Genomic DNA, 21,451 nt, shown 5'->3' on the forward strand with positions numbered 1-21,451 from the left:
TTAGATTTGTAATAAATCTATATCACATTACTATGAAATTCTTTATTGACACTGCAAACCTGAAAGATATTCAGGAAGCATACGATTTAGGTGTGTTGGATGGCGTTACCACTAACCCATCACTAATGGCTAAAGAAGGTATCTTTGGTCACGATAATGTAATGGCGCACTACAAGCAGATTTGCGAAATTGTAGATGGCGACATTAGTGCAGAGGTAATTGCCACTGATTACAACGAGATTGTTCGTGAAGGCGAAGCCCTTGCTGAATTACATCCGAACATTGTAGTTAAAGTGCCAATGATCAGGGATGGTATCAAAGCTATTCATCATTTTAGCGCGAACGGCATTAAAACAAACTGTACGTTGGTTTTCTCTGCAGGACAGGCAATATTGGCAGCTAAGGCCGGAGCTACTTATGTTTCTCCTTTTGTTGGTCGTTTAGATGATATTTCAACTGATGGAATTCAACTGATTGAGCAGATTGTAAACATTTATGGTAACTATGGCTATCAGACGCAAGTGTTGGCAGCCTCAGTACGCCATGTAATGCACTTGGTACAATGTGCTGAAGTTGGAGCAGATGTTGTAACCTGCCCTTTATCTGTAATTACAGGTTTATTGAAGCATCCACTTACCGACAGTGGCCTTAAAACTTTCCTTGCTGACCACGCAAAAGGAAACGCTTAGTTTATAATTGTGAATTAAGAATTATGAATTAGAGGTGAAGTAAGCCTAACTTTGCTTGCTGTGTTTCTAGTTAATAATTCTTAATTCGTAATTCAAAAGGATGTACATTATAAAAGTTAAGGGAAAGGCCAAAATTCCTGACTATATACAGTTGCGGGATAATAATTTTGTGCTTATTGCTTATTTTCGTGCCGATCGTCCTCTAAAGAATCTGGACCGCTATGGCTTAGAGGGCAAAGAAGATGCTCTTGCCTTATTGATAGAAGGGTTGGAGTTTGGCAAGCTTCAGAAATTAGAGATTTAAGTTTACATGAATTTTTCTTCCTCTCCTGTTGTTTCGCTACGAGATGTAGCTGTTTATCAAGATGTAAATACCATCCTGAGCAATGTCAATTTTGATATTGAGAAAGGAGAGTTCGTCTATTTAGTTGGCCGTACAGGAAGTGGCAAAAGCTCCCTGCTTAAAACACTTTATGCCGACTTGCCTTTATATACAGGGGTTGCTGCTGTAGCTGGTTTTACCCTTGCTAAGCTGTCTCGAAAGCAAGTGCCATTCCTTCGTAGAAAAATAGGTATCATTTTTCAGGACTTTCAACTGCTGTTCGACCGTACAGTGGCTGAAAACCTGGCTTTTGTTTTAAAAGCAACAGGCTGGCGAAATACATCTAAGCGAAAACAGCGTATATCGGAAGTTCTGATGCGTGTAGGACTGGACGCATCAGCAAATAAAATGCCGCACCAATTATCAGGAGGCGAACAGCAGCGGGTGGTTGTGGCACGTGCATTATTAAACGAGCCACTTATTCTTTTTGCCGACGAGCCTACCGGTAACTTAGACCCTGCAGTAGCTGATGATATAATGAGCCTTTTCCTGGAGATAAACAATAGTGGAACAGCAGTTCTTATGGCGACTCATAATTATGAAATTATAAACCGTTATCCGAAGCGTGTTCTTAAATGTGAGAATGGCAGAGTGATAGATTCTAAAGAAGAAGCCTTTGATCTGGTTAGCGGCTATAGATTATAAGTAAGCAAAATTTATGCGTTTACAACTACTCTGTCGCATTAGCCTGAGCAGTTGTTTTATAATTGTTACTTATTTCCAGGAATTTTTTTTGCTGTTGCTCTATCGTATTACGGGCCGACTGATCTAGTTCATTCTCAAGAGAACGTTTGCGGTTATTCAGAGCACTCCATAATCCTTCTACTATTTCCCAATCTCTGCTGTCTAAGTTTTCTTTCCGGTCATCCAATGCATTTACAAATTGCTGGTATGTCTCTGGAAGGTCCTGGGCTTTTATGTTGTTCAGATCATCTGAATTAACCTCAACCCCCAGCATTTCCTTTCTAAGTTTATACCGCCTGCTTACTTCTTCGTAATTTTGCTGCCTTCGTTCAAAAGCCTGATCATAACGTTGCATCAGGTTTCGTACTTCTTCCCGGCGCTCAGGCTTGAAGCTTTCTAAATACACTTCCATGTTTTCTGTATGCTGATCGAACTCTTGCTGTAACTCCTGAGTACTTTTATTCCAGGCACTGCTATCTATAGCAGTAACATCTGCAGAGGTATCTCGCTCTACCTGCGTCACAAACGCTTCATATTCCTGGAAAGCAGTTTCACCTTCTTGTTGACTGCCATTTGAATTGCAGGCAGCAACAGTAATTATGATAAGTGCGATAGCAGTACTTCTAATTTTCTGGAGCATTTTAGAACAAAAATTTGGTTTATAAAATATTAACGCAGCCGGAAAGCAATGGTTTAATGTGTAGCCTTAGCAGCAGAGCTAAAGCTTTCTGAGCTTACTGATAACTTCAATAGCTAACTTGAAATGGAGAGGTAGTTAAAGAATAGGTTCGTTATGTCTTATCAAAGGAGCAGGTGCCGATGCTACTATAAAGATCTCAGTCTGTAAAGACGCTACTCATTTATACTTACGGCCGATGTATAATAAATGTATACTTAGAAAATTGTTTCTGTAACCCTGATGCTGATAAAATAAGCCTTAAGCTACAACTTTAACCCAAAGTACTGTCTCAGAAGCTTTCGCAGCCGCTCATTCATCTCAGGAAAGACCTTAAACCCAAGTGTGAGACTGCCATAAATAGCTATAATCAACAGTGATCGCACTATCATATCTAAGTAAACATTGCCAAGGTAGGGCAGGAGGTAAGTGGCCCCCAAAGCCAGTGCCGCGATGATAGTGATAGTTACAGAACTTAAAGCAAAGGGCTGAATTTTATATACCCATTGTACATAGAAGAGCCTTAGCAGGTTTATAATAATATAAGACAACATAGAGGCCAGTGCAGCACCGTTAATGCCATAGATTGGAATAAAGTAGGAGTTGGTCCAGATGGTAAGGACAGCCAAGACAACATTGAACAATAAATCCCAGCGATACTTTTCAGAGGTGGCAAGTATAATGCCATTAATACCAGTTGCTAAGTCAATAAGGCGTGCCATGGATAAAAACAACACCACGTACTTACCTGCACGATAGGCTTCAGGCATAAATGAGAAAAGGTTGTCAATATTTGCCCATATTCCTACGAACAACAACAGCCCCACAATAAGATTAATAAGAGTGATTTGCTTATAAAGGTTTTTCATACCAGCCATATTTTGCTCTTTCCAATACTCAGCTACCTGCGGAAAAGCAATTTTGTAAATAGATCGGGCTGGTATCATAATGGCACTCGTCATAAAAAACGCAGTGGTGTAAATGCCGTTGTCGCCCAGGCTGTAGGAGCTGATCATCACCTGGTCTACTGTTGTAATAATGGTGGATGAAATGTTTCCCATGAAGGTAAAAAGGCCATAGTTCAGCATCTCACCCAGCGGGAATATGCGTAATCCTTTAAGCGAAGGCATGATGAAGAGCTGCTTTAACCACATAGTATAAACTATCAGCACTAAAACAGCAAGAGAGTTTATACAGACGTACAGCAGTACAAACTGGTGAAAAGAAATCCAGTTAAAGGCATAAACTGCTATCAATAGAGAGGTAAGAACACGCAGCAGGAAATCCTGCGCCAGAGAAGATACAATTGTTTTAAAGAGGGAGCGTAAATAAGCTGTAAGCAGGTTAAACAGCAGCGTAAAAAACGAAAGTACAATAATATAATAGTAGTAGTCAATAATCAGGGGCGAGTTCTGCTGGTAATAATCAACTACGATGGGTTTGAAAACAATAAACAGTGCCGACACGAGTATAAAGCCCAGCATTGGCACCGAAAGCAGCAGAAACAGGAACCCATTATGTTTATTTTCTTTATCACGAAAGTAGGGGAAATACCGCACGCCCATGTTTACAAAGCCAAGGGCAGAGAACTGAGCAAACATCACGGACAGAGAAACAATGAGGCGTGTAAGCCCTACCTGGTTCTCATCCATGAAGTTTGGAAAGAGCAGAATGGTATTGATATAACCGATTGCTATTCCGGCATAAGAAATGATGGTGTTCCAGATACCCTCGCGCTGCAGTTTACCCATGTTTTCAAGAATCTGGTTGCAAAACTATGCTTTATCTTTTGCTTCTCAACTAAGCAGATAATATTTCTCTGCCTTAAACTTCTTCAAGCTTAAACATAAAGATATTCTGAGACAAGGTTAGGTAGTGGATGAGTTTATTTAACTACTTCTACTCATCCTTTAAAAGACTTTTGACTTATGTGGCTTCTTAGCAAGTAGTAATAGGTACCGGTGGAAAGGTCAGACGAAGGCCATTTATTATTATAATGTTCTGTTTTATATATAGACTTTCCCCACCTGTTCAGAATTTCTAAAGCAAAATTCTCAGGGTTAGCTCCTTCAAGAAGGAAAGTGTCATTTTTGCCATCGTTGTTAAGCGTTATGATATTGGGTATTATTGGACACTCTTCTTCAATAATCTGTATAGTTCTGGTGTAGGAGCAGCCATTAACATGTATTGTCACTTCATATAAGTGTGATGTAGATGCAACTTCAATTTCAGGTGTCGTTTGGCCTGTGCTCCAGGTATAAGTCGCATCAGCTATGGTGGCGGCATTTAATCTGGCGGTGTTGCCATAGCAAACATTTATTTCTGATGGTAATGCAATATCAGCTGAGGGAATCACTGATATGTTGACCGTATCTGTTTCTGAACAGCCTGAAGGATTCGTTGCCGTTATCCAATATTTGCCACTGTAGTTGCTTTTATAGAAGAAGTAGTTGCTCCGGTGCTCCATACATAATTATTTAAACCAGGTGGAGCGCCAAGCTCTACTGTTTCACCATCACATATTGTTATATCATCTCCAAGAGATAAAGCAGGTTTGGGAAATGCCTGAACCTGCACGGTATCTGTTAATAGACAGTTGCCGTCCTGAATGCTTACCCAATATTTTCCACCTCTGCTTACTGTTATTTTATTGCCTGTTTCTCCGGTGCTCCATATTGGTGTGGCGTCGCTTATAACAGATAGCTCTATTGTTGAACCAGCACAGAAATAGTTGGGACCTTGTATATTAACTTTACCTACAGGTGCTGTTGCAACAACATACTCCTTGCTGTTGCCATCCGTTTTTGCTGTTGCTTTTCCTTCCTGTACTGTTGTTGCCAATGGATTCCAAAAAAGAACCGAATTATCTGCCCTTGAAAAGAAACTGGCACTACATATATTGTCTTCAACCGCATAATTGGTTTTATATGCAGTTGCTGGGCTTATAGCGGTAAAAACACCATAATAAGAATCAACTGCATTATTTAATCCTGCCAATGAGTTTGGCCTTGAACGGACATGATAAAGATGAATGCCAACCATAGGAGAACCTATTCCAACAGAATCTACTTTAAACGAATTGTTATATTCGTCTTTAATTTCCAGCTGCTGCCCTGCCCAGCTACTAGGGTAGAGGTAAATACTTTTATCACCTATAGGGGCACCAGAGGTTACTTTAGCAGTGGCAATGGTTGTGTTTCTAAGCACGCCATCTATGCTTAAGTTGCTGTAATCTTTTACTGTACTGCCAGATGTTTCATCAAACTTAAAATATGCTACCAGATCAGTGGAAGCTACAGGAACAGACTGGCACATGTTCTGTCTGATTTCCTCAATCGAAAGTGCCCTTTTCCAAATCCTTACTTCGTCGACCTGGCCATTATAAAAGTGATTACCTAATTGGGAATAGTAATAATTCCCTATCAAAAGTTCTTCATTGCTCCTTAATATTGTATTCTCATATCTGGAAATGAACTGGTTCTGCAATTTCCCATCTACATATATTGTCCATGTTCCTTCATGAACTACACCAGCTATATGATGCCAGCTGTTATCTGCTACTATTGTAGCGGAATAGCCTGACAATCTATAGCTTCCAGATCCATCTCTGCCTGCCAAACAAGCTTTCCCATTCTGAATAAGTAGCTGAAAGCCTCTCTCAGCATCACGATCATATTTAGATAGAATATGGTGATGTCCAAAGGAGTTTGTCTTTATCCAAGCTTCTACAGTAACTTCATTTTCAATGCCTCTGTTATTGTTATCAAACCCTACATAGTCATTCAAACCATCCATTTTAAAGGCATTACCAGATCCTTGTGCATGAATATTATTATTTAAGATGTAAAGAATGGCGGAAATTAGTAAGCAGAAGTATGTTCTTGTTCTCAAGGTTGAACTGAAATTAGATAATTATTTATCAATATATTAAAAATTTCTATTTTTTAATATATTGATAAATAAAATCTGCAAGATATTTTAAAGCTAACTTACTGCTCGAACCATCATATTGAGTGCCGACGGTAGCATTATAATATTGAGCTTTAAGATAAACATCAGGCTTACTGTTTAATTTTTTTCTGAGTAGGTTTATTAAACCCTCTCTGTCAGTTACTGCATCTACTAAGTTGTTAGAAATAAAACCATAGTAATCGTAAAGGTTCTCACTCGGATTGAGGTTAATATAAATAGACCATACATTAAGAAGAACCGCTTCCAGGTGAATACCGGAGTTGCCGCTTATTTGCACATCAATTCTTTGGAGAAATTTAAAAGCAGACTCTTTATTACTGTCGGAGAAAATGATGTGTGATGGCGCAATGTCTTTTATAAAAGAAAAATCTCTTTTATCGCGTGGATGTGGACGTAAAACTATTGTTACATCTGGCAACGAAAATAGAAGAGATTGCACAAGTTCTTTTATCTCTTCTGTAAGATCCATTAAGTTACAGCCTATACCAATTGATTTTATTGTTGTGTTTGAGTTTCTATATTTTACATAATCATCTGCTTTAGGCATTCCTACTAATTTTACCTCACCTGCCACCGGACCACAGGCTTTATATTTATCCAGTGAGTCCTGGCCCTCCAAAAGGTTAAGGTCAAACTGAAGGGGAGGGAACAGCGTGCTTACACTGGAATGCTGAATATATGCTGTTTTTATGCCTGAGGCGTTGGCTGCTAAAAGCATGGCCCGTGCGTCGGCATTATGATCGTTGGCAAAAATTATACAGGCCGGTTTATATTGCTGGAGCTTTTTCAGGTACACCTCGTAGAACCCTACTGCATCATAAATCAGATCAAAAAAACGACGGGTACTTTGGGGCTTCCTACGCAGGAAATTGAACAGCAGCGGGAAGAACTTGTAGTAATAAAGTATTTTTGATCGGAGGGATATTCTGTTGACGACGCCATTGTAGCTGCCGATTTCTTTACGTTGACCTGCAACTAATATAGCTTCGGGTATTGCCTCCTGTATAAATTTTAAGCTGTCGTAGTTGTTCTGGCTCAACACATACAGCCAAACCTTTCCTTTAAGTTCTTCCGGCCTTTCTTCAGATTTTAGAAGGTTTCCCAATAGCCGCACTACAGTATAACCAGCCATCCTCAACAGTCGCATCCATCCTTTTGTGGGGGATACAGCATTTTTAGCACTTTCCGGGAGCTTATAAAATCCGTCCGAAAAGTGCAGGTAAAGGATGTTACTGTAAAGCTTATACCACTTGTTCATGAACTACACCAGGTCCCAGCTTAGCGGCGTGCCGGCTTTAATGTCAGCTTTAGCTTTTTGCCCCAGTAGCTGATCGTAATATTTAGGAGCAAGTCCCAACCCCGGCCTTATTACACGGATATTTTCTTTGGAGAAAGCTTCTCCGGCTTTGATGTTTTGTGCTGCATAAACTGAACGCTTAAACAACCGGCTTTTTTCTTCAGCCCGTTGCACACCATATTGCACTTTACCTAATGCCTGCCAGGCTCTTTCCGACTCTACCACTAGAGCTTGTAGTTCAGCTGGTTCTAAAGAAAAAGCAGAATCAACACCACCATCGGCACGCCTTAAAGTAAAATGCTTTTCAATAACAGTAGCCCCCAGCGCTACAGCAGCCACAGAGGCACCTACTCCCATTGTATGATCTGAAAGGCCCACCTGCACCTGGTACAACTCCCGCATGTGCGGAATAGTATTTAAATTTGTGTTTTCTGGTGTGGCTGGATAAGTGCTGGTGCATTTGAGCAATATCAGTTCAGTGCATTCGGCATTATGCAGTACCCTTACAGCCTCATCAATTTCTGATAAAGTGGCCGCACCTGTGCTCATAATAACAGGTTTGCCTGTAGAGGCTACCTTCCGAAGTAGCGGATGGTCAGTATTCTCGAAGGAAGCAATTTTATAAGCAGGTGCTCCTATGCTTTCCAAAAAATCAACAGCCGTTTCATCGAAAGGAGAGGAAAATGCCAGGATACCTCGCTCTTTAGCACGTTCAAAAATTGCCTGGTGCCAGTCCCATGGAGTATAAGCCTCTTGGTATAAGTCATACAACTCACGCCCTTTCCATAGCGAGTTTTCATCTTCAATCGTGAAAGCTCCCTGCATGGTCATGGTGTCAGCGGTGTAAGTTTGCAGTTTAATGGCATCAGCACCAGCATCGGCAGCGGCATCTACTATAGCCAATGCACGCTCTAAAGACTGGTTGTGGTTGCCTGACATTTCTGCAATTATGAAAGGCTTATAGTTAAGGCCAATTAAACGGCCTGCTATGTCTATTTCGTTAATCATGTGTAATATCTCTTGCTTAAACAGCTATAAAGAAAGCGTAAACTTTTGCGCATCAGGATACTTTGCATCTGCCTCTGCATAAGCAAAACCAGCTTTTTCGAAGGCACGAATGGAAGCTACATTATCTTTTTGCACAAAGCCGACTATCTGTAGGCTTTGTGGTAATTGCTGTTGCAGCTTTTTAATGCCTTTTAGCAGCACAGTATGTCCTAATCCTTTGCCTCTAAAGGCGGAGCTTATTAAATAGCTGATAATGGCTTCATTATCGCTAATTTCGAACCTGATATGCGCCGCTGGCTCACTGTTTACTTCTGCAACATATAAGAAAGTGTTTCTATCCTGAAGCTTTGCCTCAAACCAGATTGAGTGGCTATCAAATGGAATCGGAGTCTTATTGAAAGATCGTTTGCGTACTTCAGGGTCATTTGCCCAGTTAAACAGCAGCAGCAGGTCGTCTTTAATGGCGTTACGAACAGTAAGCTTAGAGCCTTGATTCAGGGATTGAAAGACTTGTAATATCCTTTCCGGACTTTGCCCGTCAAAATACTGCCGTTGGTATTGTATTTGTCCCTCATAAACTTCTGGCTCTAACTTTTGCTGAAGTGTTTCGTGCAGCATGCTATAGTCTGTTGCTATGCCACTCTTCATAAGAAATTGATATAGTGTCTGTTGGTTATCAGCAGTTTGTTTTACATATAATAATCCTCCTACAGAAGCATATTCGTAAGCGACACCACTAGCTGATGTCACTGCTACAGGGCAGCTAGTCATCAGAAGGCACATCTCATCTGCAGACAAGTTTTTGTACAGGCTGATATTTGTGTGCTCTTCAATCCATTGTTCCAGCTCTGCCATATGCAGGTAAGCACTTCCTACAACAATGTGTATTTGAGAGACAGTAATATTAGCTGCCAATTCCTTTGCTATAGCTAATGTATGATTAGCTGGGTCTGCACCACCTAAATTGAGTAATAATTTTAATTCTCCTTTTGGTACAGTTCTTTTTTTTAGCGCAGCGTTTAGAAAGGGGGGGCGTAGCAAAGCATATTTCGGACCCAGTAACAGCTTGGTGTAAGGTGCAATATTATAAGTATCGGCTGATACTCCTCCAGCTTGATTCAACACAATATCGGCCACAAAAGGATAAGCACTGATATCGTCAATACAAACTAACTTGCTGCCTTTGCTTTTTATGTTCTCCTGATAGGCTTTATCAAAATTATAACCGTCCACTACTACAATCTCTTCTTCAGATATATAGGCATTTAATTCATAGATAAAGCGATCTTCTGAAGGTAAACATGGTGGTAGTGTAATAAATCCATCACAGACTTGTTTAATTTGCTCTTGTAAAAAAATGTCAGGAGATTGTATGGCAAATACACACTCAAACTCATGCCGAAGCATTTGTGCCAGTGCCAGTGAACGCACCACATGGCCTAAACCTATTTTACTGTTACCATCTGCCCGAAAAATGATACGTGTTTTATTCATCCTGATCCTTTTGCCTTTCATGTGAAAGCTGATATTTTAGTTCAGCCAGTTTCCAGTCGGTAAGGTTATCTATGTCCTGCACTTCGGTTTCATCAAGTTCAACTGCTCCTGCATTACTTCCAATAATGGTTTTATTTTGCAGGAAGGTATCAACATGAAACCAGTAAAACTGGCCTGCATCATGATACGCTGGAGGTAAATCTTGAGATCTGGTGTTAAGGTGCTCAGGCCAGTTCATTTCTGCTTTACCATTTTCTAGCTTCAGGCTTCTCCAGATTGGGTAACTAAACTTTACTACCGGAAACACGCAGTTGTATTGCTTTTGCAGTAACAGGTCCTGCGCCTTATGTAATGTTTGTTGATTGATTAGCGGTGCAGTAGGATAGAGGCAGCAACCGTAGTCGTAGGTGTTGCCTTTGTTTTTGTACTGCTCCAGCACTTCTGTCAGAACATCTGCTGTTGTAGCAAAATCGTTTGAGGAGGCGGTGCTTCTGAAAAAAGGAACGCTGGCTCCGAAGCACTTACTTATTTCAGCAATCTCTTTATCGTCAGTTGAAACCATTACCTCGTCAAACAAACCAGAATGTACAGCGGCTTCAATGGAATAGGCAATTATTGGTTTCCCCAGAAAGGGCTTAATGTTTTTTCTGGGTATACGTTTGCTACCGCCACGGGCAGGAATAATTGCAATCTTTTTCATTAAACAAATTCCTTCACTTTCTCTATTATATACTCCTGTTCTTGCTGTGTCAGGCTTGGGTATATTGGTAAGCTGAGGCATTCGGCATAATATTTTTCTGCCTCCGGGTAATCTCCTTTCTTAAAGCCGAGTTTGCGGTAGTAAGGCATAGTGTGCGCTGGAATATAATGCACTTGGGCAAAAATGTTGCGCTCCCGCAGGAAATCATAAAGCCCCTTGCGATTCTGTACAAGAATAACATAAAGGTGATAGGCATGGCCTGTATCTCCGCTTTCATCTATAGCAACCTTGTTTGTCTGCAGCGTTTCAACTCCTGCTATGTCTGAAAAAGCTTCGTCGTATACTTTAGCAATTCCTTTTCTTCTGGCTAAACCAGCATCGGCACGATGCAATTGAGATATGCCAAGAGCGCAAAGCATGTCTGGTATGCGGTAGTTATAACCTAACTCCTGCATTTCCATATACCAGCCTCCGTGGTTTTCCTCCATTAGTTCCTGATTTCTGGTAATGCCGTGTGTGCGTAGCTTTAGCAACTTCTGGTATAACAATTCATTATTTGTCGTTATCATGCCTCCTTCACCTGTGGCTATGTGTTTAACTGGGTGAAAAGAAAAGATTGACAGATCAGCATACTGGCCATTGCCGCAGATTTGCTTGTTGCCGTGGCTGTCGTAAAAATAGCCACCTGGCGCATGGCAGGCATCCTCTATTATCCATAAGCCATATTCATCTGCAAGTTTGCGGAACTTTTCCAGGTTAAGCGGGTTGCCAGCAAAGTCTACGGGTATAAGACCGCTGTAATAACCTTTAGGCTTGCTCTCCAGTTTTTCGCGTACCCTCTCTATGTCCAGTAAGGCTGTTGCAGAATCTATGTCAGCAAAATCAACAGTGCCACCACAATAACGAATGCAGTTGGCAGAAGCTACGAAGGTAATGGGAGTGGTTATTACTCTTGTTTCTTCGTTTACACCTAACGCCATGGCACATAAATGTAAGGCAGCAGTTCCATTAGAAACGGCCACGGCATATTTAGCACCTACATAATCGGCAAAGGCACGCTCAAAAGCTTCAACTTTTGGCCCCTGTGTCAGAAAATCTGATTGCAAGGTTTCTACCACAGCAGCTATGTCTGCCTCTGTAATGTGCTGGCGCCCGTAGGGGATGGGGCTAGTCTCTGGAACGGCTTCTGATTTCTGCGTCATGTTTTAATTTTAAGTTTTACACTGTAAAACCTGGGTCTACGTGTTTGCGAATCTGGGCACGAAGTTGTTCTACGGTAAGCCATTCCTCGTTAGTTCCGGAATTGTATTTAAAGCCCATTTCCACCATCTTCCCATTGTTTGCTTTCAAAAAGTCATTTGCATTCCATACCGGAGTGGAAGGAAGGATCACGTAGTATTTATCTAACTCTGCTGTGTTTATGGAATCTGTTTCAGTGATCATTTCCTCATGAAGCTTTTCTCCAGGGCGGATTCCCACTATATCCTGACGACAATCGGGGCCTATGGCTTCTGCTACGTCCGTTATGCGATAAGATGGAATTTTAGGTACGTAAATCTCTCCCCCCCAATGGTTAGCCAGCGCATGAAAGACCAGTTCAACACCTTCTTCCAGAGATATATTGAAACGGGTCATATCAGGATGTGTGATAGGCAGTACACCTTCAGAACGCTTATTCAGGAAGAAAGGTACCACTGAGCCTCTGGAGCCGATTACGTTGCCGTAACGAACTACTGAAAAACGGATGTCACGTTTGCCTTTCATATTGTTGGCAGCCACAAAAAGCTTGTCTGAACAAAGCTTTGTTGCACCGTACAAATTAATTGGAGCAGCAGCCTTGTCCGTAGAAAGAGCCACTACATCCTTAACGCCACAATCAAGTGCTGCATTAATCACGTTTTCTGCGCCAAGTACGTTTGTCTTGATACACTCCATTGGGTTATATTCTGCAGCTGGTACCTGCTTCAAAGCAGCTGCATGCACAATAATGTCAATGCCTTCACAGGCGCGCTTAAAGCGTTCGCCATCTCGTACATCACCAATAAAAAAACGGATAGAATTATGTTTGCTGTGCGGGAAGATCTGCGACATCTCAAACTGCTTCAATTCATCGCGGGAATAAATTACCAAACGTTTTACCTGTGGAAAACGGGCATAAACCATTTCCACAAATTTCTTTCCAAATGAGCCAGTGCCACCCGTTACTAATATAGACTTATTATTAAGGTCTAATGCCATTATCTGTTTTTATGCTTTATACGAAGAGTGCTGTTTAGTCACCCTTTTTGCTGCAATTTACTTAATTTAGCTATACGACACAGACTTCATAGGATAAGACTTTTTTGTTCTTCAACAAACAAGGCGCACTTGTCAGGTGCGCCTTGTTGATGTAACTCCACATTATTGATTCTATACCTGTTGCGGCCCAAGTTCTGCAGCTGAAGTTTCCCGCATCTCCACTTTTCTTATTTTGCCAGTTACTGTCATAGGGAATTCCTCTACAAATTTCCAGTATTTAGGTATTTTGAAGGTGGCAATCTGGCCTTTGCAATAGTCCCTAAGTTCTTCAGAGCTGGTGAAATAGCCATTGCGGAGTTTTACCCATGCCATTACTTCCTCGCCATATTTCCAGTCGGGCACCCCGATTATCTGTACATCGGTCACAGCTTCGTGTGTCATCAAAAATTCTTCAATTTCGCGGGGTGCAATGTTTTCTCCTCCTCTGATAATCAGGTCTTTGATGCGGCCTACTATCTGTACATAACCTTCTGCATCCATTACTGCTAAATCCCCGGTGTGCATCCAGCCGTTTTTATCAATGGCTTCTGCTGTTTCTTCCGGCATGTTCCAATAGCCAATCATAACAGAGTAGCCACGGGTACATAATTCGCCACGCTGGCCATGAGGCACAATTAAGCCTGTTTCCGGGTCTATAATTTTTACTTCAAGGTGCGGGTGAACTGTTCCGACAGTAGACACACGCTTTTCTAAAGGGTCATCGCACTGGCTTTGTGTTGAAACAGGTGAGGTTTCTGTCATGCCATAGCAAACCGTTATTTCCCGCATGTTCATTTTAGACTGTACCAGTTTCATGGTTTCGATAGGGCAGTTAGAACCAGCCATAATACCTGTGCGGAGGGTAGAGAAATCGTATTTGTGAAAATTAGGATGGTCCAGTTCGGCAATGAACATAGTGGGAACGCCATAGAGTGCTGTGCATTGCTCATCCTGCACTGTTTGCATCACCTGTTCCGGAGCAAAGAATTCCCCCGGAATAACCATGCAGGACCCATGCGTAATGCAGGCAAGGTTGCCCAATACCATACCAAAGCAATGGTAAAAAGGCACCGGAATACATACCCGGTCCTGTTCAGTATATTTTAGGCGTTCACCTATAAAGAACCCATTATTCAGGATGTTGTGATGTGAGAGCGTTGCACCTTTGGGATAGCCGGTGGTGCCGGAGGTGTATTGAATATTAATCGGGTCGTCGAACTGTAGCGTTTGCTCCCGCTCATGTAGTTCTTTGTCTGTTATAACTTTACCTGCCTCTATAAACCTGTTCCAGTCTCGTTCCATAATAATGGTGCGCTTCGGATATTCACATTCAGGGCGGATAAGGTTCAGCATCTCCACGTAATTGGTCTGGCGGAAATAATGCGATGCTATCAGCAGGTCAATTTTACTTTGCCGAAGGGCATACTTCAGGTCGTTTACTTTGTAGGCGGGGTTAATATTAACCATTATCGCTCCAACCCGTGCCGTGGCGAACTGCACTAGCACCCATTCCACGCGGTTTGGAGACCATATACCTACTCTGTCGCCCTTTTTGATGCCATAAGCCATTAAACCTTTAGCTACTTCCTCTACTTGAGCCCAGAATTCTTTATAAGTGGCGCGGTAGTTTTGAGTAATCATAATAAGTGCTTCCTGGTCGCCATACTTATTAACCGTCTGCCTCAGGCATTCTCCTATAGTTTCTCCTTTCAGAGGTGTGTTGCTTACACCATGGCTGTAAGATGAGTTATTCATGCAAATTGTGCTTGGCTAATGTTGATATATTAAAACCTTAATGTTGCAACATAAACAACATTAAAACAAGCTTACTGTATTGCATTTATACAAAGTTTAAACGCAATTATTAATCATGAATAAGAATGCAGGGTATGATAACATGTTGTTATTCAGTTATGTTTACTTGATGTTTAAGTTAGAGGGCTACTATTTCTAACATGGCTTTTTTATGATTTAATATTAGAAAGTAGTAATACTGAAGTTTTATTCTTCTACTAAATCTCTTATAACGTCAGCCAGCTTCTCTGTTAAAGCTCTCCTCGAAAACCGTCCATAGTTGATAAGTGGCAGGTCGAGATTGGGATTAATTTTCCAGCCCTTGCTCATCTGAGTCATGTGGTCCAGCATGAGGTCAAAGGCAGAGTAGTGAAAGAGACGACCAGCCCCACATTCATCTATAATATGGTCTGTATCAGAATGGACAGGGCCCAAGCAAACAATAGGTTTGTTAGCTGCCAGATATTCAAAAAGCTTACCAGGCACGTTAGAATAAACACTAGGCACATCGGCAATAGCTAATAATAGCAAAGTGCTCTTCATCAGATATTGGATTGCCTGGTCGTGCGGCACATAAGGAATGAATTCTGTAATACCCAGCACTCCTGCTTTTTCTATTTTATCCTTTACACCATCTGATACCTTGCCAACAAACCTTAGCCTATAGTTTATCTCGCTGTGCACCGACATTAGGTGCGCTATTACCTTCAGAAAAACATCAATGTTATAGTTCTCTGTAATGGTACCCGTGTAGGTAATCAGGAAGGTGTCTTCTGGTGGTTCTGACGGATATTTGAAATCCTCTTCGTCATAACCATTGGGAATAACATGTATTTTGTTCGGGTCGATATTGACAGGCTTGTTCAGAAAAAGGCGCTTTGTATCTTCGCTGGTAACAATAATGGCATCAGCCTGCTCCAATACCTGTAGTTCATAGCGCTCGTCAATCCTTTTGGCTATAGCTGTATGCTGTAACTGGTCGTAATAATGAATATTTGTCCACGGGTCACGAAGGTCGGCTACCCATTTTATTTCATGCTTTTTGCGCAGTTTCAGTCCGATAAGTTGCGTGGAATGCGGAGGACTGGTCGTGATAATGGCTTTATACTTGCTGCTTTGTAACAGCTTATCAGCTTGTTTAAGAGCATGTTTATTCCAACCTACACGGGCGTCAGGTATAAAGAGATTACCTCTTACAAACTTAAATAGTTTATCTACGAAAGTATCTTTTGCTTTCTGATTAGCAAAGCCACTGTACGGGATTTCCTTTTTTCCGGAAAGCTTTTTGTAATACTCAAAAGGCTCTGATGTATTGGTACGATAAACCTCCAGGTCTTGTGGAACTTCATTTATAAAAGTTTCGTCAAGAAGAGGGTAGGAGGCCTGCTTTTCATCTACAGTAAGTACCGTTGGGTTTATTCCGGCCTGAGGAAAGTATTTAATGAATTTGAGACCACGTTGCACACCTGGTCCGCCAGAAGGAGGCCAGTAGTAGGAAATAAATAGGATGTTTAGGGTAGTTTGTTCTTTCAAAGCTGTCTCTTGATGTTCTGAATTTTCAAAGATAAAAAATATTATACCACTTTTGCTTTACGGTTTGCAACTGCTGCTGTTTAGCCCTGCAAGTGTTGCTGCTTAGTCTTTTGAGTGTTTCTTCGGGATATTAGAGTGTAGTAGCGTCAAAACTATATAGTTTTGCAGTTTAGCAGGTGTATTTCATAGGCCATAATTCGTAATTAAAGCAGATAATGCTTATTTTTGTAGGTAAATCCAGAAAAAGAGATGTTTGATAATTTAAGTAACAAGTTAGACCGCGCCTTTAAAACGCTGAAAGGGCAGGGAAGCATTACGGAAATCAACGTTGCGCAAACTATCAAAGAGGTACGCCGTGCTTTGGTTGATGCCGACGTAAACTATAAAGTTGCCAAAACGGTTACCGATAAAATCAAGGACGAGGCTTTAGGCCGTGACGTATTAATTGCGGTTTCACCTGGTCAACTGATGGTGAAAATCGTGCATGAAGAACTCACCGAACTAATGGGTGGGGAGAAGCAGGATATTAACATCAAAGGTGATCCTGCTGTTATCCTGATCGCTGGTTTGCAAGGTTCCGGTAAAACAACTTTTACTGGTAAATTGGCTAACTACCTTAAAAAGCAGAACCGTAATGTGCTGGTAGCTGCCTGCGACGTGTACCGTCCGGCTGCCATCAACCAGTTGCAGGTGCTGGCAGAGCAGGTAGGCGTTGAGGCGTATACTGAGCTGGAGAATAAGAACCCGGTACAGATAGCGTTAAACGCTATTGAGCACGCTAAAAAATCGAACAAAAAAATTGTTATCATCGATACCGCCGGTCGTTTGGCCGTGGATGAGGCGATGATGAAAGAGATTGCGGAGATCAAGAAAGCTGTTAACCCGACGGAGACTCTCTTTGTTGTAGACTCTATGACTGGTCAGGATGCGGTAAACACAGCCAAGACTTTTAACGAGCGCATTGACTTCGACGGGGTGGTTCTTACCAAGTTAGATGGTGATTCCCGTGGTGGTGCAGCCCTTTCTATCCGTGCAGTTGTAGAGAAGCCAATTAAGTTTATCTCTACTGGTGAGAAAATGGAAGCTCTTGACCTGTTCTACCCGGATCGTATGTCGCAGCGTATTCTTGGTATGGGTGACGTTATTTCCCTGGTGGAGCGTGCGCAGCAGGCTTTTGACGAGGATGAAGCAAAACGCATTAACAAGAAGATCCGCAAAAACCAGTTCAACTTCGATGACTTCCTGACGCAGCTGGAGCAGATCAAGAAGATGGGGGATATTAAGGACCTTGTTGGAATGATTCCAGGTGTAGGCAAAGCTCTAAAAGATATAGAAATTGATGATAATGCCTTTAAACCTATTGAGGCTATTATCCGGTCTATGACCCCGGCTGAGCGTGAAAACCCTGATATGATTAATGGTAGTCGCCGCAACCGTATTGCAAAAGGTAGTGGCACTGATATTCAGCAGGTGAATAACCTGATGAAGCAATTTAATGATATGCGCAAGATGATGCGTTCCATGAATAAAATGGCAGGTAAGCGTGGTGGTTTAGCCAATATGGCCAACATGATGAAGCGTTAGAACTTCTTTCAAGTAATAAAAGCAGAAGGGGCGATACTTTCAAAGTATCGCCCCTTCTGCTTTATGTGGTATTGAAGTGTAATTCTCTAACCTGGAACTCAAAAAGGGTTGACAGGTATAACTTTAGCGGGTTAAATGCATAATTGTCTGGAAAAGATCTTCCGGTTCAAAAGGTTTTGACACATAGGCATTAGCTCCAGCGGCTATACACTTTTCAACTTCTCCTGTTGTTGCATGAGCCGTAAGCGCGATTATAGGTAATGCAGCATTCGCCACCCCCGATGTTCTGATCCTATTGATAGCTTCGTATCCGTCCATCTCTGGCATCTGCATATCCATCAAGATAATATCATAGGCATTGGTATCAAACATTGCTAATGCTTCTAAGCCATTAGCAACTGTATCAACTGAAACTTCCCAGTCGCTTAATACCGTGTTAATCAGGAGTTGGTTTATCTCATTGTCTTCCGCCAGTAGTATTCTCAGTCCTTTTAACTCCCCATGCTGATATTCTATATCTAATGCTTCGTCTTGTTCTTTAGGGCAGGAGCTTATGTTAACTTTTTTAAATGGCAGAGAAAAGGTAAAAGCACTTCCTACCATTGCCTGGCTTCGAACAGCTATGGTACCACCTTGCAACTCTACAAGGCTTTTAGATATAGTTAAGCCTAATCCTGTACCACCGTACTTACGTGTTGTATCATTGCTGCCCTGGTTAAAGCTTTCGAAAATAGCCTGTAGTTTGTCTGCTGGTATACCAATACCCGTATCCTCTACAGTAAACTCCAGCATCACATTATCTGCTCTTTCTTCTATGCTATGCACCAGCAATTTTATTCCCCCGTTTTCAGTAAACTTGGTGGCATTACCGATCAGGTTTAGTAAAACCTGTTTCAAGCGTAGCGGGTCTCCCTGCAGCAATTCCGGAACTTTCTTATCAGTATAAGTTGAGAGAGTATTGTTTCTTTCCTTGGCTCTGACATCCATCAGGTCTACTGTTTCCTGAATAAGATCATTTATGTTAAATGTAATTTCCTCAAATGAATACTGCTGAGCGCTTATTTTAGAGAAATCAAGTAAATCATTAATGATGACCATTAAGTTTTGAGCAGATGTCTGGATGGCTTTTAGATATTTCTTCTGCTCATTGTCAAGTTCTGATTTCTGTAATATACTGGTTAAGCCAAGGATACCGTTCATAGGTGTTCGTATCTCATGGCTTATATTGGCAATAAACTGCTCCTTTACACGCACAGACTGCTCTGCTAGTTCTTTCGCCTGTATAAGCTCCCGCTCATTTATAATGCTTTCTGTTATATCATAAGCAAAGCTTGTAACGCCTGTTACACTATTATTGTCACTTAGAATAGGTACATGATGCGCTTTAAAATAACTTCCGTTTGTCTCATCTATAGATTGGACTGTTTCTCCTGCTAAAGCTCGTTCAACCCGGTTCAAAAGGCGAGGAGAATCCGCGAAAACATCATAGTAAGCTTTACCTAATAAATCATCTTTATTAAGGTTAAGAAGACTGAAGCCTGCTCCGCTGGCAAATTTAAAAATACCATCCCCGTTAATGTTGGTAACAATCATGGGAGTATTTGATATTACAAATTCTAGCTGATGCTGGGTCATTCTAAGACGCTCTTCGGCCTCTTTTCTGCTTGCCTCTACTTTTTGTAAACGGATAGCTGTTCGAATGCTTCTAGAGATACCTTCCGGAGTAAGAAGCGCTTTAGGAAGATAATCTGCAGCACCGAAACGAATCGCATTAGCTGCAAGTCGTTCATCACCATGTGAAGTCACTATCAGTATGGGAGCTTGAACACCTTTCCGGTGTATCTGCTCCATCAACTCCAGACCGTCCATGTCAGGCAGTTTAAAATCGATAAATATACAGTTGTATATTCTGCACGATACTAGCTGCAAACCTTCGGCAGCTGTTGTTGCTTCGTAAACCTGTGCCTGCAGCTTAGCTTTCTGCATAGACCGGCGGATAATCATCCGGTCTACCTCATCATCATCAATTATAAGAATGTGTAGTTCTTCTGAAGGTTCGTCTTTAGCATCTAAATAAGCAGGCATGAGCAATGTCTTTGTTGTACTTTCAAATTGTTTATTTCTAACGCGATATGAAGAGTGTTTTCAGAAATCAACAGGGGAAGGAGCTTTAAGGGAACAGGTAATAGGAGAGAGTTTAGGGACGTTCGCAAAGCTTCCAGTAGCTGTCTAATGTAGCTACAGAAGAAATGAATTTCTCAAAAGAAAGAGGTTTAAGAATATAACCTGCTACATTCAAATTGTAAGCGTTCAATTTGTCGCTGTCTTCATTAGAAGTAGTCATAACGAAAACACTTGCACTTTTTAACTCCTCATCACTTCTTAACTCACGCAGAAACTCTATGCCGTTCATTTTTGGCATATTGATATCCAAAATAATAATGTGCGGAAAAGGTACCTGGCCAGCTCGAAGCATTTCAAATGCTTCCAATCCATTACGGGCGATAAAAAGAGGGTTTTTGATGCTGTTCTTCTTGAATGCCCGCTGCACATTCATTACATCTACTTCGTCGTCTTCAACAAGTAGGATATTTACTACTTTTTCGCTCATATAATATATATTCTATTATGGTCTTTTAATTAACTTGGCCAGGTAAAACGAATAGTAGTTCCATGCGGAGAGTTTTGTTCTGCTTCGACCTTACCGTTCACAAATTGAACTATTTTTTTTGTAATAGCCAATCCTGCACCTACCGTATCAACAGAATCTTTTGGAGAAACTGTGTAGAAAAGCTTAAAAACTTTGTCAAGGGCTTCTTCTGGTATTCCTATGCCATCGTCAGAAACTACGAATTCATAGTCAGTACCTTTTTTTGAAAATTCTACTGTAACATTTACAACAGGCTTTGGGCTGAAAGATACTGTATTTTGTAAGAGGTTCGTGAAAACCTGGTAAAGCTTTGTTTTATAAGTATCAAAAGTTGGTAGCGACTGAGAAACATGAAGTACCAGACTTTTTTCAGAACCTAAAGCCTCTTGTACAGCTTTCAGTAACTCATTTACATTAGTAAGAGCAATGTCGAGGTCCTGCCTGTTAACGCGGGAGTACTTTAAGAGAGCCTCTATCATGCGTTCTATGCGGTTAGCACGGTTTCGCATAAGGTCCATGTTTTGCCGTACATCTTCTGAAATATTATCTCCTAGATCTTCTTCAATCCAATGCGACAGGTTTGCAATGGCGCGTACGGGGGCTTTTAAGTCATGCGAAACAATGTAGGCAAATTCCTCAAACTCTTGCTTTAGCTGTTCGAGTTGCTCTTTAGTGGTATCAGCTTGCTGCATAATGCTGGATTGTGGTGTT

The 21,451-nt window shown here is 41.4% G+C and carries 19 protein-coding genes; 4 read left to right on the top strand and 15 right to left on the bottom strand.

Features of this window, described 5'->3' with window-relative positions; genetic code table 11:
* The first annotated feature begins 32 nt into the window (after positions 1-32).
* From fsa to LN995_RS15045, 3 genes are all read left to right on the top strand, one after another.
* Positions 33-689 carry a fructose-6-phosphate aldolase gene (gene fsa / locus LN995_RS15035; protein ID WP_229961904.1) on the top strand — a complete coding sequence of 219 codons (657 nt, stop codon included), beginning with the start codon at positions 33-35 and terminating at the stop codon, positions 687-689.
* 100 nt (positions 690-789) lie between these two features.
* On the top strand, positions 790-993 hold the full coding sequence (locus tag LN995_RS15040; protein ID WP_229961905.1) for a fructose-6-phosphate aldolase: 204 nt from the start codon (positions 790-792) through the stop codon (positions 991-993).
* A gap of 6 nt (positions 994-999) precedes the next feature.
* A complete protein-coding gene (locus tag LN995_RS15045; protein ID WP_229961906.1) occupies positions 1,000-1,716 on the top strand; it encodes a cell division ATP-binding protein FtsE in 717 nt (238 codons plus the stop codon).
* A 25-nt stretch (positions 1,717-1,741) separates the two neighbouring features.
* Here LN995_RS15045 and LN995_RS15050 read toward each other — a convergent pair whose 3' ends face one another.
* The 12 genes from LN995_RS15050 to LN995_RS15105 form a co-directional block, all read right to left on the bottom strand.
* Positions 1,742-2,395, bottom strand: a complete 654-nt coding sequence (locus LN995_RS15050; protein ID WP_229961907.1) for a hypothetical protein — start codon at positions 2,393-2,395, stop codon at positions 1,742-1,744.
* A 302-nt stretch (positions 2,396-2,697) separates the two neighbouring features.
* On the bottom strand, positions 2,698-4,182 hold the full coding sequence (locus LN995_RS15055) for a lipopolysaccharide biosynthesis protein (protein WP_229961908.1): 1,485 nt from the start codon (positions 4,180-4,182) through the stop codon (positions 2,698-2,700).
* A 152-nt stretch (positions 4,183-4,334) separates the two neighbouring features.
* Positions 4,335-4,898 (bottom strand): T9SS type B sorting domain-containing protein, encoded by a 564-nt coding sequence (locus LN995_RS15060; protein ID WP_229961909.1) that lies wholly within the window; start codon positions 4,896-4,898, stop codon positions 4,335-4,337.
* Entirely contained in the window at positions 4,838-6,322 is a 1,485-nt protein-coding gene (locus LN995_RS15065; RefSeq protein WP_229961910.1) for a LamG domain-containing protein, read from the bottom strand. The genes LN995_RS15060 and LN995_RS15065 overlap by 61 nt, the downstream gene beginning before the upstream one ends.
* A 46-nt stretch (positions 6,323-6,368) precedes the next feature.
* Positions 6,369-7,661 (bottom strand): glycosyltransferase family protein, encoded by a 1,293-nt coding sequence (locus LN995_RS15070; RefSeq protein ID WP_229961911.1) that lies wholly within the window; start codon positions 7,659-7,661, stop codon positions 6,369-6,371.
* A 3-nt stretch (positions 7,662-7,664) separates the two neighbouring features.
* Complete coding sequence (gene pseI, locus LN995_RS15075) at positions 7,665-8,708, bottom strand: pseudaminic acid synthase (protein ID WP_229961912.1); 1,044 nt, start codon at positions 8,706-8,708, stop codon at positions 7,665-7,667.
* A gap of 24 nt (positions 8,709-8,732) precedes the next feature.
* The gene (pseG, locus tag LN995_RS15080) at positions 8,733-10,223 is read right to left on the bottom strand and encodes a UDP-2,4-diacetamido-2,4,6-trideoxy-beta-L-altropyranose hydrolase (RefSeq protein ID WP_229961913.1); all 1,491 of its coding nucleotides are present in this window, start codon (positions 10,221-10,223) and stop codon (positions 8,733-8,735) included.
* The gene (gene pseF, locus LN995_RS15085) at positions 10,195-10,902 is read right to left on the bottom strand and encodes a pseudaminic acid cytidylyltransferase (protein ID WP_229961914.1); all 708 of its coding nucleotides are present in this window, start codon (positions 10,900-10,902) and stop codon (positions 10,195-10,197) included. The genes pseG and pseF overlap by 29 nt, the downstream gene beginning before the upstream one ends.
* Complete coding sequence (pseC, locus tag LN995_RS15090; RefSeq protein WP_229961915.1) at positions 10,902-12,104, bottom strand: UDP-4-amino-4,6-dideoxy-N-acetyl-beta-L-altrosamine transaminase; 1,203 nt, start codon at positions 12,102-12,104, stop codon at positions 10,902-10,904. The genes pseF and pseC overlap by 1 nt, the downstream gene beginning before the upstream one ends.
* 16 nt (positions 12,105-12,120) lie before the next feature.
* Entirely contained in the window at positions 12,121-13,140 is a 1,020-nt protein-coding gene (gene pseB, locus LN995_RS15095; protein WP_229961916.1) for a UDP-N-acetylglucosamine 4,6-dehydratase (inverting), read from the bottom strand.
* A 171-nt stretch (positions 13,141-13,311) separates the two neighbouring features.
* The gene (locus LN995_RS15100; RefSeq protein WP_229961917.1) at positions 13,312-14,934 is read right to left on the bottom strand and encodes an AMP-binding protein; all 1,623 of its coding nucleotides are present in this window, start codon (positions 14,932-14,934) and stop codon (positions 13,312-13,314) included.
* Between the two features lie 246 nt (positions 14,935-15,180).
* Positions 15,181-16,506, bottom strand: coding sequence for a glycosyltransferase family 4 protein (locus LN995_RS15105; RefSeq protein WP_229961918.1), 1,326 nt, complete (start codon positions 16,504-16,506; stop codon positions 15,181-15,183).
* Between the two features lie 249 nt (positions 16,507-16,755).
* Here LN995_RS15105 and ffh point away from each other — a divergent pair, with 249 nt between their 5' ends.
* Positions 16,756-18,090 carry a signal recognition particle protein gene (gene ffh / locus LN995_RS15110; protein WP_229961919.1) on the top strand — a complete coding sequence of 445 codons (1,335 nt, stop codon included), beginning with the start codon at positions 16,756-16,758 and terminating at the stop codon, positions 18,088-18,090.
* A 123-nt stretch (positions 18,091-18,213) separates the two neighbouring features.
* Here ffh and LN995_RS15115 read toward each other — a convergent pair whose 3' ends face one another.
* The 3 genes from LN995_RS15115 to LN995_RS15125 form a co-directional block, all read right to left on the bottom strand.
* Entirely contained in the window at positions 18,214-20,175 is a 1,962-nt protein-coding gene (locus LN995_RS15115) for a hybrid sensor histidine kinase/response regulator (protein ID WP_229961920.1), read from the bottom strand.
* A 112-nt stretch (positions 20,176-20,287) separates the two neighbouring features.
* Positions 20,288-20,701, bottom strand: coding sequence for a response regulator (locus LN995_RS15120; protein WP_229961921.1), 414 nt, complete (start codon positions 20,699-20,701; stop codon positions 20,288-20,290).
* Positions 20,702-20,730: 29 nt separating this feature from the next.
* Positions 20,731-21,432, bottom strand: coding sequence for a sensor histidine kinase (locus LN995_RS15125; protein WP_229961922.1), 702 nt, complete (start codon positions 21,430-21,432; stop codon positions 20,731-20,733).
* Positions 21,433-21,451 lie beyond the last annotated feature (19 nt).

It is taken from the genome of Pontibacter silvestris (assembly GCF_020907275.1).
Taxonomy (GTDB): Bacteria; Bacteroidota; Bacteroidia; order Cytophagales; family Hymenobacteraceae; genus Pontibacter; species Pontibacter silvestris.

Bases quoted from the DNA above. Each gene is read 5' to 3' on its own strand.
- LN995_RS15125 (WP_229961922.1), bottom strand. From the start codon at position 21,432: ATGCAGCAAGCTGATACCACTAAAGAGCAACTCGAACAGCTAAAGCAA.
- LN995_RS15050 (WP_229961907.1), bottom strand. From the start codon at position 2,395: ATGCTCCAGAAAATTAGAAGTACTGCTATCGCACTTATCATAATTACT.
- LN995_RS15040 (WP_229961905.1), top strand. From the start codon at position 790: ATGTACATTATAAAAGTTAAGGGAAAGGCCAAAATTCCTGACTATATA.
- pseF (WP_229961914.1), bottom strand. From the start codon at position 10,902: ATGAAAAAGATTGCAATTATTCCTGCCCGTGGCGGTAGCAAACGTATA.
- pseI (WP_229961912.1), bottom strand. From the start codon at position 8,708: ATGATTAACGAAATAGACATAGCAGGCCGTTTAATTGGCCTTAACTAT.
- LN995_RS15070 (WP_229961911.1), bottom strand. From the start codon at position 7,661: ATGAACAAGTGGTATAAGCTTTACAGTAACATCCTTTACCTGCACTTT.
- LN995_RS15060 (WP_229961909.1), bottom strand. From the start codon at position 4,898: ATGGAGCACCGGAGCAACTACTTCTTCTATAAAAGCAACTACAGTGGC.
- pseB (WP_229961916.1), bottom strand. From the start codon at position 13,140: ATGGCATTAGACCTTAATAATAAGTCTATATTAGTAACGGGTGGCACT.
- pseC (WP_229961915.1), bottom strand. From the start codon at position 12,104: ATGACGCAGAAATCAGAAGCCGTTCCAGAGACTAGCCCCATCCCCTAC.
- pseG (WP_229961913.1), bottom strand. From the start codon at position 10,223: ATGAAAGGCAAAAGGATCAGGATGAATAAAACACGTATCATTTTTCGG.
- LN995_RS15120 (WP_229961921.1), bottom strand. From the start codon at position 20,701: ATGAGCGAAAAAGTAGTAAATATCCTACTTGTTGAAGACGACGAAGTA.
- LN995_RS15045 (WP_229961906.1), top strand. From the start codon at position 1,000: ATGAATTTTTCTTCCTCTCCTGTTGTTTCGCTACGAGATGTAGCTGTT.
- LN995_RS15055 (WP_229961908.1), bottom strand. From the start codon at position 4,182: ATGGGTAAACTGCAGCGCGAGGGTATCTGGAACACCATCATTTCTTAT.
- fsa (WP_229961904.1), top strand. From the start codon at position 33: ATGAAATTCTTTATTGACACTGCAAACCTGAAAGATATTCAGGAAGCA.
- ffh (WP_229961919.1), top strand. From the start codon at position 16,756: ATGTTTGATAATTTAAGTAACAAGTTAGACCGCGCCTTTAAAACGCTG.
- LN995_RS15115 (WP_229961920.1), bottom strand. From the start codon at position 20,175: ATGCCTGCTTATTTAGATGCTAAAGACGAACCTTCAGAAGAACTACAC.
- LN995_RS15100 (WP_229961917.1), bottom strand. From the start codon at position 14,934: ATGAATAACTCATCTTACAGCCATGGTGTAAGCAACACACCTCTGAAA.